The sequence below is a fragment of the Streptomyces melanosporofaciens genome (assembly GCF_900105695.1).
Classification (GTDB): Bacteria; Actinomycetota; Actinomycetes; order Streptomycetales; family Streptomycetaceae; genus Streptomyces; species Streptomyces antimycoticus.
The window spans coordinates 4,264,830-4,277,669 of sequence record NZ_FNST01000002.1 but is presented as its reverse complement, the minus strand read 5'-3'; the positions used below and the strand labels follow the sequence as shown (position 1 = coordinate 4,277,669).

At 70.7% G+C, this 12,840-nt stretch carries 13 protein-coding genes; 6 read left to right on the top strand and 7 right to left on the bottom strand.

Annotated features, from left to right (window positions below):
* Positions 1-77 precede the first annotated feature (77 nt).
* A complete protein-coding gene (locus BLV72_RS21220) occupies positions 78-470 on the top strand; it encodes an effector-associated constant component EACC1 (RefSeq protein WP_208905680.1) in 393 nt (130 codons plus the stop codon).
* 2 nt (positions 471-472) lie between these two features.
* On the top strand, positions 473-3,199 hold the full coding sequence (locus BLV72_RS21215; RefSeq protein ID WP_093464119.1) for a caspase, EACC1-associated type: 2,727 nt from the start codon (positions 473-475) through the stop codon (positions 3,197-3,199).
* On the opposite strand, the gene BLV72_RS21210 is transcribed toward BLV72_RS21215, so the two are convergent.
* Positions 3,172-3,972, bottom strand: coding sequence for an SDR family NAD(P)-dependent oxidoreductase (locus BLV72_RS21210; RefSeq protein WP_093464118.1), 801 nt, complete (start codon positions 3,970-3,972; stop codon positions 3,172-3,174). The genes BLV72_RS21215 and BLV72_RS21210 overlap by 28 nt on opposite strands.
* A 143-nt stretch (positions 3,973-4,115) precedes the next feature.
* On the opposite strand from BLV72_RS21210, the gene BLV72_RS21205 reads away from it, so the two are divergent.
* Positions 4,116-5,384 (top strand): serine hydrolase domain-containing protein, encoded by a 1,269-nt coding sequence (locus BLV72_RS21205; RefSeq protein ID WP_093470467.1) that lies wholly within the window; start codon positions 4,116-4,118, stop codon positions 5,382-5,384.
* A gap of 162 nt (positions 5,385-5,546) precedes the next feature.
* Here BLV72_RS21205 and BLV72_RS21200 read toward each other — a convergent pair whose 3' ends face one another.
* The gene (locus BLV72_RS21200) at positions 5,547-5,771 is read right to left on the bottom strand and encodes a DUF397 domain-containing protein (RefSeq protein ID WP_093464116.1); all 225 of its coding nucleotides are present in this window, start codon (positions 5,769-5,771) and stop codon (positions 5,547-5,549) included.
* On the bottom strand, positions 5,755-6,597 hold the full coding sequence (locus BLV72_RS21195) for a helix-turn-helix domain-containing protein (RefSeq protein ID WP_093470466.1): 843 nt from the start codon (positions 6,595-6,597) through the stop codon (positions 5,755-5,757). Before BLV72_RS21195 ends, BLV72_RS21200 begins: the two co-directional genes overlap by 17 nt.
* Positions 6,598-6,905: 308 nt before the next feature.
* Here BLV72_RS21195 and BLV72_RS21190 point away from each other — a divergent pair, with 308 nt between their 5' ends.
* Genes BLV72_RS21190 through BLV72_RS21180 form a run of 3 tightly spaced genes read left to right on the top strand, consistent with a single transcriptional unit; the run spans position 6,906 to position 7,629 of the window.
* Entirely contained in the window at positions 6,906-7,100 is a 195-nt protein-coding gene (locus tag BLV72_RS21190; RefSeq protein ID WP_093464115.1) for a hypothetical protein, read from the top strand.
* Entirely contained in the window at positions 7,097-7,414 is a 318-nt protein-coding gene (locus BLV72_RS21185) for a hypothetical protein (protein WP_093464113.1), read from the top strand. The genes BLV72_RS21190 and BLV72_RS21185 overlap by 4 nt, the downstream gene beginning before the upstream one ends.
* On the top strand, positions 7,411-7,629 hold the full coding sequence (locus BLV72_RS21180) for a hypothetical protein (RefSeq protein WP_093464112.1): 219 nt from the start codon (positions 7,411-7,413) through the stop codon (positions 7,627-7,629). The genes BLV72_RS21185 and BLV72_RS21180 overlap by 4 nt, the downstream gene beginning before the upstream one ends.
* A gap of 87 nt (positions 7,630-7,716) precedes the next feature.
* Here BLV72_RS21180 and BLV72_RS21175 read toward each other — a convergent pair whose 3' ends face one another.
* From BLV72_RS21175 to BLV72_RS21160, 4 genes are all read right to left on the bottom strand, one after another.
* On the bottom strand, positions 7,717-8,487 hold the full coding sequence (locus BLV72_RS21175) for an energy-coupling factor ABC transporter ATP-binding protein (protein WP_093464110.1): 771 nt from the start codon (positions 8,485-8,487) through the stop codon (positions 7,717-7,719).
* Positions 8,484-9,248, bottom strand: a complete 765-nt coding sequence (gene cbiQ, locus BLV72_RS21170; protein WP_059144757.1) for a cobalt ECF transporter T component CbiQ — start codon at positions 9,246-9,248, stop codon at positions 8,484-8,486. Before cbiQ ends, BLV72_RS21175 begins: the two co-directional genes overlap by 4 nt.
* Before the next feature lie 2 nt (positions 9,249-9,250).
* Complete coding sequence (locus BLV72_RS21165; protein WP_093464108.1) at positions 9,251-10,405, bottom strand: energy-coupling factor ABC transporter permease; 1,155 nt, start codon at positions 10,403-10,405, stop codon at positions 9,251-9,253.
* A gap of 183 nt (positions 10,406-10,588) precedes the next feature.
* Positions 10,589-12,832 (bottom strand): MMPL family transporter, encoded by a 2,244-nt coding sequence (locus BLV72_RS21160; RefSeq protein ID WP_093464107.1) that lies wholly within the window; start codon positions 12,830-12,832, stop codon positions 10,589-10,591.
* Between the last annotated feature and the right edge of the window lie 8 nt (positions 12,833-12,840).

Sequence of the window (12,840 nt, the reverse complement as noted above, 5' to 3'; positions counted from 1 at the left end):
TCGCTCTTCGTTGCTCCTGCGCGGACGCCCCTGGTTAGGACAGAATCGGGGGAGACGGTCGTCACAAGGGGGGCTTGGTGCGGATCGACGTAGCGGTGAACGGCGGGGAGGCGGAGCTGCGATCGCTCCTCGACTGGCTGAGACGGGATCCGGCCGCGCGCCGCGGCGCCCATGTGGAGCTGGTCCAGGCCGAGCCGGCGCCGGGCCAAATGGGCGTGCTCACCGATGTGCTGCAGCTGGTCACCGAGAACGCCTGGAGCGCGGCCTCCTTCGCGCTGGCGCTGTCCACCTGGCGGCAGACCCGTCCGCACGCCCGGCGGATCACCGTGCGCCGTGGTGACCTTACGGTCGACCTCGACGGCGGCGACGACGAGGAGCTGCGGCGTCTGATCGACGCGCTGGAGCGCCCGGCCGCGCCCGAACCGGAACCGGAACCGGACCGTCAGGCCAACGGAGGGGGAGGGCGGTAGCCGTGGCCGTTCTGCCCGACCCGTCCGCCACCCGCGCGGTGCTCATCGGCACCAGCCGCTATGCCCACTTGGAGCAGATCCCGGCGGTGGCCAACAACCTGAGCGCGCTGGCCGCCGCCCTGTGCGCGCCGGGCTCCTGGGGGCTGGCGCCCGAGCACTGCACGGTCATCGAGGACCCCGCCACCGCGGTCGAGGTCCTCGATGCCATCCGGACCGCGGCCGAGGAGGCCACGGACACCCTGCTGGTGTACTTCGCCGGACACGGTCTCGTGGAACCGCGCCGCGGCGAGCTCTTCCTGGGGCTCACCGGGTCCATACAGCACCGCTCCTACACCGGGCTGCCGTACGGCACGCTGCGCGACGTCGTGCTCGACGGGCGGGCCGGGCGCCAGGTGATGCTGCTCGACTGCTGCTTCAGCGGACGCGTGCTCGGCTTCATGGGGGCGGCGGCCGCCGAGGCGGTCATCGACCAGGTGGAGATCGAGGGCACCTATCTGCTGGCCTCCGTCCCCGACACCAGCTTCGCGCTCGCCCCGCCCGGCGAGCGCCATACGGCCTTCACCGGTGAGCTGCTGCGACTGCTGCGCCAGGGGGTGCCGGGTGGGCCGGAGTTGCTGGACCTGGACACGGTCTACGCGCAGGTGTACGCGGCGCTGCGGGCCAAGGGGCGGCCGCTGCCGCAGAAGCGCGACCGCAATACGGCGGGCGGACTCGCCCTGGCCCGCAACGCCGCCTGGGCACCACCCGGCTTCGGCCCGCCGCCCCCGCCGTACGACCACGAACCGGCCGCTTCGGCCCCCTCGGCCCCCGAGCCCGTGCCGCTGCCCGAGGTGCCGCCGATGCCCACCTGGTCGCCGATGGCCCTGCCGTCGCCCGCGCCGCTCCCCGCCCCCGGCGGGGCCTCTCCGGGCCGCCGCCGCGCCGTCGCCTACGGGCTGGCGGGAGCGCTCTTCGTGGCCCTGGTGGCCGCGGGCATACCTCTGGCGATGTCGTGGATGAAGGGCTCCTCCAAGGACGACTCCGGGCACAACACCTCGAAGTCGTCCAGCACCCCGAAGCCGAGGCCCACCTCCGGGAACAACGCCGCGGCCGAGGGGGGCGTCGTCAACCCCTCGACGAAGTCGGGCGGGACGCTGAAGTTCATCAGCAAGGACGACGCGGATTCATGGGACCCCCAGCGCAGCTATTACGGCTTCGTCTGGAACTTCTCCCGCTACTACGCCCGCCAACTGGTCACCTATGCCCCCAAGCCCGGTAAGGACGGCACCGAATTGGTTCCGGATCTCGCCGAGCGGAAGGCCGAGGTGACCGACGGCGGCAAGACGTACACCTACACCCTGCGCGCCGGGATCACCTGGGAGGACGGCACCGCGATCACGTCCCAGGACATCAAATACGGTATCGAGCGGATCTGGGCACAGGACGACATCTCCGGCGGCCCCACCTTCATCCAGCAGGCGCTCGATCCCGGCCTCACCTACAAGGGGCCGTACAAGGACACGTCCAAGGACAAGCTCGGCCTGAAGGCCATCCAGACTCCGGACGACAGAACCATCGTCTTCAAACTGCCGAAGGCCAACGGTGACTTCGAGCGCATGCTGGCGACACCGTCGGCATCACCGGTGAAGAAGACGAAGGACACCAAGGGGAAGTACCAGGACAACCCGTTCTCCTCGGGGCCGTACAAATTCGGGAGCTACGAGCCGCGCACATCACTGGAACTGATCCGTAACACCGAGTGGAAGCGGGCGTCCGACCCGATCCGCACCGCCCTTCCCGACCGGATCACGGTGAATATCGGCAGCGACGAGCAGACGAATACGAAAGCCCTGTTCGCGGGCGACTATGACCTGGACCTGGAATCCTCCGGACTCACCGCAGCCTCCCTCGCCCAGGCCACGAGCAGTTCCGGCCTCAGGGCCCGGCTGGACAGCCCGTCCAACGGGTCGCTCCTGTTCGCGGCCCTCCCCCGCTCCGTCAAACCGCTGAACAACGTCCACTGCCGTAAGGCGGTCCTCTACGCGGCGGACAGGGAGAACATGCGGACCGCCGCGGGCGGTTCACAGACCGGCGATATCGCGCCCCATATGCTCCCGCCCACCATCGTGGGCTCCGACTCCTCCTACGATCCGTACGGGACACTCCACAACAAGGGCAAGCCGGACACCGAAAAGGCCGAGGCCGAACTGAAGGCGTGCGGAGAGCCCAACGGATTCCGGACCACTATCGCGGTGCGCAACAATCGCCCCGCCGAAGTGGCTGTCGCGATGTCGCTCCAGGCATCGCTGCGGAAGGTCGGCATCACCACCGAGGTCGCTCAGGTCGACGGCAGCCGTTTCAGCGAGACGATGGGCGCGCCCGCGACGGTGAAGAAAAAGGGATACGGCATCGTCCTGTACCGCTGGCTGGCCGACTTCCCGACCGGCCAGAGCTTTCTGCAGCCGCTCGCCGACAGCCGTTTCATCCTGCCCACCGGTAATTTCAATGTCGCGGAGCTGGACGACCCCACGGTCGACGACCTCTTCGACACGGCGATCGCCGAACAGGATCCGGCGAAGGCCGGGAGCGACTACGCGCAGATCAATCGGAGGATCTCCGACTCCGCCGCGTATCTGCCCATTCTGTTCCAGAAGAGCGTGATCTGGCGCGGCTCCCGGCTGACCAACGTCTATACGAGCGAGCCCTGGGAGGGCCGTTACGACTATGTCTCGCTGGGCGTCTCCGAGTGACCGAAGGCCCGGCGCACCGCCACGTTCGTGGTCATGATGCCGCCGTCCACGGGGAGGGTGGTCCCGGTGATCCAGGCGGCGTCGGATGAGGCGAGGAAGGTGATGGCGGCCGCGATGTCGGCGGGTTCGCCGACCCGGCCGAGGGGGTAGACCTCGGCGGCGCGGCGCAGGGTGTCCTCCTGACCGTCCCATCCGGGGGTGCGGATCGTACCGGGGGCCACCAGGTTGACGCGGACGCCCCGCCGGGCGGCGTGGGCGGCCAGGGTGCGGGTGAGGCTGCCCAGGCCCGCCTTGGCGGCGCTGTAGGCGTGGTTGCCGAAGTCCTGGAGGCCGTTGACCGAGCCGACGTTGACGATCGCGCCCCGGCCCTTAGCGGCGGCCAGATGCGGCAGCGCGGCGCGGGAGCAGCGGAAGGCGCCGCCGAGGGTGACATCGATGTCCTGCTGCCACTCGTCGTCCAGCTGGTCCTCGAACAGCGGGGTGTCGACGTGGCATGAGTGGGCGCTGTTGACCAGGACGTCCAGCCTTCCGAAGCTCCTTATGGCGTGCGCCACGGCCGCCTCGGCGTCCTCCCGCCGGGCCACATCGCAGCCCAGCGACTCGGCCTCGCCGCCGTCGGCCCGTATGGACGCGGCGGCCTTCCCGGCCCGTTCGCCGTCCAGGTCGGTGATCAGCACCCGGGCGCCCTCGTCGGCGAAGCGGCGGGCGGTGACCTCCCCGATCCCGCGTCCCGCGCCGGTGAGCATGACCGCGTAGCCCTCGAATCTCCGCACCGTGTGCCCCTTCTCGTCGGCTCTTGGACCGCCGCCGCCCCACGGTGGCGCGTCCGCCGGTGATCCTGCCCGGCCCCGGCATGATCCTCACCCACGGGACGTTGCACCATAAGGAGAAACACAGCACACACGCGCGGGTCGGCATGGCGGGAGTCGGATCAGTGGTGGACGTCCAGGGCACGGCGGCCGACGGTTTCGAACCGGTCCGGGACGCCTTCGCGGCGAACTTCACCCGGCACGGCGAGCGCGGTGCGGCCATGGTGCTCTACCGGGAGGGCGAGAAGGTCGTCGATCTGTGGGGCGGCACAAAGGCCCCCGACGCGGAGGCCCCCGACGACGACAGCGAGCGCGGCCCCGAGGCCTCCGGCGGCGGCCGTGAGCCCTGGACCCAGGACACCGCCCAGGTCGTCCGGTCGGTCACCAAGGGCGTCGCCGCCGCCGTGCCGCTGCTGCTGCACCAGCGCGGCCAGCTGGACCTGGACGGCCGGGTGAGCACCTACTGGCCGGAGTTCAAGGCGGCCGGCAAGGAGCGGGTACTGGTGCGGCATCTGCTGGCGCACCGCACCGGCGTGCCCGTGCTCGACACCCCGCTGACCCCCGCCGAGGCCGTCGACGGCATATCCGGGCCGCGGGCCGTCGCCGCCCAGCGCCCCGTATGGGAGCCCGGTACGGCCCACGGCTATCACGCCCAGACGTACAGCTGGCTGCTGGGCGAGCTGGTGCGCAGGGTCACCGGGCGGACCATCGGGCGCTGGATCGCCGAGGAGATCGCCCGGCCGCTGGGGCTCGACCTGTGGCTCGGGCTGCCCGAGGAGCAGCGGGGCCGGGTCGGCCGGATCGCGGCGGTGGAGGCCCTGGCGGCGCCCGCCGCCCATGGGCCGCGGATTCGTCCCAAGCGGTCGGTCGCCGAGGCCTATCGGGACCCCGAGTCGCTGACCCGGCGGGCGTTCGCCGCGATCACCCCGGTGCCGGACGAGAACGACCCCGCCTATCTCGCCGCCGAGCTGCCCGCCTCGGGCGGGGTGGCCACCGCCGAGGCGCTGGCCCGCTTCTACGCGGCGCTGATCGGACCGCTGCCCTCGGCCCGTACGGCCCGCTCGGGGGGCAGGCTGTTCGCCCCGGCGACGCTGACCATGGCCCGTACGGAGGAGTCCGCGGGGCCGGACCGGGTCCTGGTCGTCGGCACCCGATACGGCCTCGGCTACATGCTGCACGGCCCGGCCTGCCCGCTGCTGGGGCCGGGCTCCTTCGGCCACCCGGGGCGCGGAGGCTCGCTCGCCTTCGCCGACCCGGAGGCGCGCATCGGCTTTGCCTACGTCACCAACGGTATGCGGCGCGGTGTCACCGCCGATCCGCGTGCGCAGGCGCTGGTGCGCGCGGTGCGGACCAGCCTGGCGGCGCGGGAGGCGTAACGGCCCGAGGGGCCGCACCGGCCGGGCGGCGCGACAGAGGTGGCGTTACCGCGCGCCCCGGACCCGTTGCGGCCCCATGCGGCACGAGCCGTACCCGGGGCAGCGCGACGGCCCCTGCCGAGTGGCCAGGGGCCGCGAAAGCTGATGGGTCGTCAGCGGGGGTCAGGCGTCGTGAAACTCTCCGCCCCTGACAGCCGATATGAATGATGCCCAGGACGACGGGGGGAAGACCAACGTCGGACCGTTCGGGTTCTTGCTATCGCGAACAGGCACTACACGGACAACGGTAGCGGTCTTCGGCGCCCACTCGACACAGCTGCCGCCCCCGTTACCGCTATAACTGGACTTGACCCACTCCACACCGGAGAGATCAGGAATGGTGCTCATCAGATGGTGCCTCCATCAGGGACCGAATGAAATTCGCCGTATCGCTCGGCGACAGAGCGCAAGCTCTCAGCAGATCGTAAGCCCGCCGACGTGCCGAGACCGTGGCAAGATCCTCAAGTAGGGTCCCCGTCGAAATGCTCTCTTCATAGGCCACTTGAGCGCCCTTTGCGAGGGTCATCAACGTCAGCGTTCCCCCTACCAAAGCATGTCCCCCGTGTTCGAACGGTAGAACCTGCACCACGGTCGTGGGTGTCAGCGTCAGGTCAACTAGACGGGCAAGTTGTGCCCGCATCACGGCCGGTCCGCCGAAGGACCGTCGTAGTACTGCCTCATCGAGGATCAGCGAGACGTCCGGTGGAGGGTCAGCGCTCAACAGAGCTTGCCGACTCATTCGAGCGGTGACCAGCTCTTCAATCTCGTTCAGCGTGGCTTTGGGGTCGAACTTCTCGAACAAGGCACGAGCATAGTCCTCGGTCTGAACGAGCCCCGGCACGATCTGACCGGCGTACTCCTCAATGAGCCGAGCTTGTGCCTCAAGTTCCATCCGGCGCCGGAACTGGTCAGGGTGGATCTCCCGTCGGGCAAGCCGATATAGCTCCTGAAAGATCCCGTCTGTTCCAAACGCGGCATCCAGTCGCCTAGGTAGGTCAGGCGGGGGCATAGCGTCGGCCGTCTCGATGCGAGACAGGTGGCTTGTGCTCACCATCACCACATCCTTCAACTGACCAAGGCTCATGTTCGCTCGCTCACGATGGGCGCGCATCTTCGCCCCGAACAGGTGTCGGGCGGATCGGTCGGGCGTGAGTTCGCGTGGTCGTGCCGCCACCTGGCCCCCCATTTCCCCAATTGAACATCGGGACATGAACGTCTCCTGAGAGTACGCGAGTTGCGCGACCCTTCCATCAGGAAAGCAAGACCCCCGCGACGGGCGAACGTCCGGGGGCGTGGCCAACGCTGGATTGGAGCGTCAACGTGCTGGACTCTATCGCCCGCGTACTCGAATGGGTGAGGGCAGTTCTGGCCTTACGGCCGCCCGGCCGTCACCGTGCCGTCCCGAACCTCCCCGGGTCGTATCCGGCGCCTTCCCGGCCCGTGGCGGGGGCCGTGGACTCCCCGAGCGTCACGCACCGACCGGTGCCCCCGCGCCCTTACACCGACTCGCCGACCCTCGAACTGCACACCATCCCCCTCCTGCCGCTGGACAGCGAGCTGCCCGCCCTGGTGCGTCCCTACTCCGTGGCCGATGAGCGACGGCGGCGACAGCGGTCGAAGAGCGTCCCCCGGGTGGAGTTGCTCTGTGCTCCGCACGGGATGGTGGTGATCCGGTGACCGCCACCGGCCACGCCGCGCCCACCCCGGCCCCCGGCTGCGTCCTGTGCGCCGCCCCCGGCACCTTCGGGCCCCGTCACCCCGCCGAGCCGCGTTCGGGCCTGTGCCCCGCGTGTATCGCGGCCGGAAAGCCCACCCGCGACGGCCTTGAACAGGCCGTGGTGATCGTCGCCGGACAGACCCTCTCGGGGGCGGAAGCCCTCGACCTGGCCACCGCCCCGCCGGAGGAACTGTCCTACCACCTGGGCGCGGTGAAGCGCAGCCTGCGCAGCGTGCTCCAGCTCCTGGCCCCGGTCGAGGGGGAGGGCCGGTGAACGCCCACAAGGCCCGGCGCGGGGGCGAGCGGCCGAGGATGACGATGCGTGTCTACACGATGGCGCGCGACGGGATGGTGACCGCGCGGCGCGCGTTGGTGGCCGTGCTGGTCGGGGAGGACGTCAACCCCTACGCGTTGGGGCAGGCGTGGCCGCCCTGCCAGTGCCCCCGCCACCGGGAGGAGAACGCCGCCTACCGCTCCCGGCATACCTGAGACGGCCGTCAGCACGCCGCGTCCGCACGCGGGTGAGCGGACCGCTACCTCACCGGCACCCTCGCCCCACCGGAAACACCGGCATCCTCACCTCACCGGCACCGTCACCGAGCGGGGGTCGAAGCCGAAGGGGAGCTCCAGCCGGTGCTCGCGCATCAGCTCCTCGTCGCACAGCAGCTCCTGCGTCCCGCCGTCCGCCGCGATCACCCCGCCGCTGAGCACCACCGAGCGCGGGCACAGTTCCAGCGCGTACGGCAGATCGTGGGTGACCATCAGCACGGTCACCTCCAGGGAGCGCAGGATGTCGGCGAGTTCGCGGCGCGAGGCCGGGTCGAGGTTGGACGAGGGCTCGTCCAGGACCAGGATCTCCGGCTCCATGGCCAGCACGGTCGCCACGGCCACCCGCCGACGCTGCCCGAAGGAGAGGTGGTGGGGCGGCCGGTCGGCGAACTCCGCCATCCCGACCCGCTCCAGGGCGCGGCGCACCCGCTCCTCCAGCTCCGGGCCGCGCAGTCCGGCGGCGGCCGGGCCGAAGGCCACGTCCTCGCGCACGGTCGGCATGAAGAGCTGGTCGTCCGGGTCCTGGAAGACGATGCCCACCCGGCGGCGGATCTCGGCCAGATGCGCCTTCGCCACGGGCAGCCCGGCGACCGTGACGGTCCCGGCGCCCGCCGTAAGGATGCCGTTGAGGTGCAGCACCAGCGTGGTCTTGCCCGCGCCGTTGGGGCCGAGCAGCGCGACGCGCTCGCCGCGGGCCACGGTCAGATCGACGCCGAAGAGGGCCTGATGGCCGTCGGGGTACGCATAGGCCAGACCGGCCACCTGGAGGGACGGCGGGGTGGTGGCGGAGTCGGTCATGGGAGCATCCATCCGGTCAGGCAGACCGCCAGCGCGGTCAGCGGGAGGGCGGCGGCGTGCATCCACTGGGCACGGGACGCCGTCACATCGTCGATCACCGGCATGGTGCCCGTATAGCCCCGGCTGACCATCGCCAGGTGGACCCGTTCGCCCCGTTCGTACGAGCGGATGAACAGCGCCCCGGCAGAGGAGGCGAGCACCCCCCAGTGACGCACTCCGCTCGCCTCGAACCCGCGTGACTGGCGGGCGATCCGCATCCGGCGCATCTCATCGGAGATGACGTCCCCGTAGCGGATCATGAACGAGGCGATCTGCACCAGCAGCGAGGGCATCCGCAGCCGCTGCAGCCCCAGCAGCAGGGCGCGCAGCTCGGTCGTGGAGGCCAGGAGGACGGAGGCGGCGACGCCGAGGGTGCCCTTGGCGAGGATGTTCCAGGCGCTCCACAGCCCGGACTCGCTGAGCGACATCCCCAGCACCGCCACCCGCGGGCCCTCCGCGATGAACGGCATCAGCACGGCGAAGGCCACGAACGGGATCTCGATCAGCAGCCGCCGCAGCAGATACCCGGCCGGTATCCGGGCCGCCGCCGCCACCCCGGCCAGCAGCAGCGCGTACGCCCCGAAGGCCCAGACGGCCTCGCGGGGCGTGGAGACGACGACGAGGACGAAGCAGAAGACGGCGGCGATCTTGCAGTGCGGGGGGAGGGCGTGGACGGGCGACCGGCCCTCCCGGTAGAGCTTGTGCGCGTGTCCCGCGCCCATCGTCAGCCCCGCCCGCTCTCGGCCGTCGCCCGGCGCCGCCGTACGACGATGAAGACCCCGGAGCCGACGGCGAGCGTGGCGCCCACCCCGATCACCCCGGCGAGCCCGCCGGAGAGCCGGGCGTCGGAGATGTCCTTGACGCCGTAGTCGGCGAGCGGGGAGTCCTTGGCGGCGTGGTCCTCCTCCTTCGCGTCGATCCCCTTGTCATGGGCGACCTTCTCCAGCCCGTCGGGGCTGGCGGAGGCGTAGAAGCTCACGACCCCGGCGCACAGCAGCGCGGCAGCGAGCCCGGCGAACCACACGCGCCGCGCCGACCGCTGCGGCACGGCGGCGGGCTCACGGGTCGCGACGGGCTCGCGAGTCTCGGAGGTCTCGGAGGCGGGTGCTTCGGAGGCCAAGGGCGTCTCGGAGGTCGCCGTCGAGGGTTCGGCCGCCGGAGCCCCGGCCCGGGCCACCGCTCCCGGCGCGGCCGGAGCCAGCGGGCTGTCGCGGATCTCCAGCGGACGCGCGGTCACGCCCCGAGCCCCGTAGACCAGATCGGGCCGTACGGCCACGACGGCACCGACGGTCAGCGCGGTGATCGCCGCCTCGCCGATGCCGATCAGCACATGCACCCCGACCATCGCCGCGAAGACCTTGCCGATCGCCACATCGGCCGTGCCGCCGAGCGCGTAGATCGCCGTGAAGGCCACCGCGGCGGCCGGTACGGAGACCAGGGCCGCCACGAAGGACGCGACGGTGACCGTACGGCGGCGTTGGGGGGCCAGCTTCACGATCGTGCGGAAGATCGCGTACGCCACGACCGTGGTGACCAGGGCCATATCCGTGATGTTGACGCCGAGCGCCGTAAGGCCGCCATCGGCGAACAGGACGCCCTGCATCAGCAGCACCACGGAGACGCACAACACCCCCGTATACGGCCCCACGAGTATCGCGGCCAGCGCCCCGCCCAGCAGATGCCCGCTGGTCCCGGCGGCGACGGGGAAGTTGAGCATCTGCACGGCGAAGATGAACGCCGCCACCAGCCCGGCCAGCGGCGCGGTCCGCTCGTCGAGCTCCCGCCGGGCACCGCGCAAACTGACCGCGACGGCCCCGGCGGCGACCACACCGGTCACCGCCGACACCGGCGCGTCGATGAATCCGTCGGGCACATGCATGGCGGGACTCCGCTCCTGAGCTGCTGCTATCGGCCCGATGGTAGCCCGTACCTGCAAGTCGTTCGCAAGAGCGCGGTCATCGCGGAATCGGGCGGGATCCCGCCCGTCCACATGCCGACGGCGGCCTCCCGGGATCGGAAGGCCGCCGTCGGGCCGGAACGTTACGCCGGCGTCAGACGCGGTTCAGACGCGGGTCAGCTCGGCGTCCGGGTCGGAGTCGTGCTGCTGGGCCGCGGGGGTCGCCTCGAGCTGCTTGCGCAGGCCCTCGCCCTCCACGTCCACATTGGGCAGCGCCCGGTCCAGCCAGCGCGGGAGCCACCAGGCCGCCTTGCCGAGCAGCGCCAGGACCGCCGGGACGATGGCCATACGGACCACGAAGGCGTCGAAGAGGACGGCGGTGGCGAGGCCGAAGCCAATCATCTTGATCATCGACTCGGACGAGCCGATGAACCCGGCGAAGACGCTGATCATGATGACCGCGGCCGCGGTGACCACCCGGGCGCCGTGCCGGAAGCCGGTGACGACGGCCTGGCCGGGGCGCTCGCCGTGGACGTACGCCTCCCGCATCCGGGTCACCAGGAAGACCTCGTAGTCCATCGCCAGACCGAACACCACACCGATCATGAAGATCGGCATCATGCTCATGATCGGGCCGGTCTCCTCGACGCCGAACACATCCGCCAGCCAGCCCCACTGGAAGACCGCGACCACCGCGCCGAGCGCCGCGACGACGGAGAGCAGGAAGCCGAGCGCCGCCTTGAGCGGCACCAGGACGGACCGGAAGACGACCATCAGCAGCAGGAAGGCCAGTCCGACGACGAGCACCAGATAGGGCACCAGCGCGTCGTTGAGCTTCTGCGAGATGTCGATGTTCATCCCCGTCTGGCCGGTCACCAGCACCTCGGCGCCGGTGTCGGCCTTGAAGCCGCTCGCCTCGTCCCGGATGTCGCCGACCAGGTTCTCGGTGTCGATGCTGCTCGGCTTGTACTTGGAGATGACGGTGAGCGTCGCGGTGTCACCGGCCTTGTTGAACGTGGCCGGACTGACCCCGGCCACACCGTCCAGGCCGGTGATGGTCTTACGGACCTGCTCGGCCGCGCCCTTGGCGTCATCGCTGCCCTTGGCGTCGACGACCACCATCAGCGGACCGTTGTAGCCGGGGCCGAAGCCATCGGAGATCGCGTCGTACGCCTGGCGCTTCTGGCTGCTGACCGGCTGCGAGCCGTCGTCCGGCAGGCCGAGCTCCAGGCTGACGGCGGGCACCGCGGCCGCACCGAGGCCGAGCACGGCCACCAGGAGCACCATCAGCGGGCGGCGCAGCACGAAACGCGCCCAGCGGGTGCCCATATTGGGCTTCTCCTCGGCGGAGGCGTCCGGACCCGCCGCGAGGCGCTCCTCCAGCCGCCGGCGCGCCTTGCGCCCGAACACCCGCTTGCCCGCGAAGCCCAGCACCGCCGGGATGAGGCTGACCGCGATGAGGACGGCGATGACGACCGTACCGGCCGCGGCGAAGCCCATCTTGGTCAGCATGGGGATGTTGACGACCGCGAGGCCGACCAGCGCGATGACCACCGTAAGGCCGGCGAAAACGACCGCGGAGCCCGCGGTGCCCACGGCACGTCCGGCGGCTTCCTCCCGGTCCCGCCCCTCGGCCAGCTCCGCGCGGTAGCGGGAGACGATGAACAGCGCGTAGTCGATGCCGACCGCGAGGCCGATCATCATCGCCAGTGTCGAGGTGGTGGTGGACAGCCCCAGGGTGGTGGCGAGCGCGGTGATCGACGAGATGCCGATGCCGACGCCGATGAGCGCGGTCATCAGCGGCAGTCCGGCGGCCACCAGCGAGCCGAAGGTGATGGCGAGGACGACCGCGGAGATCGCGATGCCGATGATCTCGGTCGATCCGGTCTCCGGCATCTCCTGCAGCGCGTCACCGCCGATCTGCACCGTCAGGCCCGACTTCTCGGCCTCCTCCCCCACCTCCTTCAGACCGTCCTTGGCGGGGTCCTTCAGCTCCATGGAGTTGACCTTGTAGCTGGTCAGGATGTACGCCGTGGAGCCGTCCTTGCTGACGGCCCGGGCCTGATAGGGGTCGGCGACCGAGGCGACCTGCGGCGAGCTGGCCTTCAGGTCGGCGACGGTCTTGGTGACCACCGCCTTGTTGTCCGGGTCGGTCATCTTCTCGCCGCTCGGGGCGCGGAAGACCACACGGGCGGTGGCGCCGTCCGCGTTACCTCCGGGGAACCGCTGTTCCAGCAGGTCGAAGGCCTTCTGGGCCTCGGTCCCCGGGATGGAGAAGCTGTCGTTGGCGGGCTGTGAGGCGGTGGCGGCGCCGACGCCCGCGACCGCGAGCAGCGCCACCCATATCAGGGCGACGAAGCCGCGTCGCCGGAAGGCGAACCGGCCGAGTTTATAAAGGAAGGTGGCCACGAGAAGAG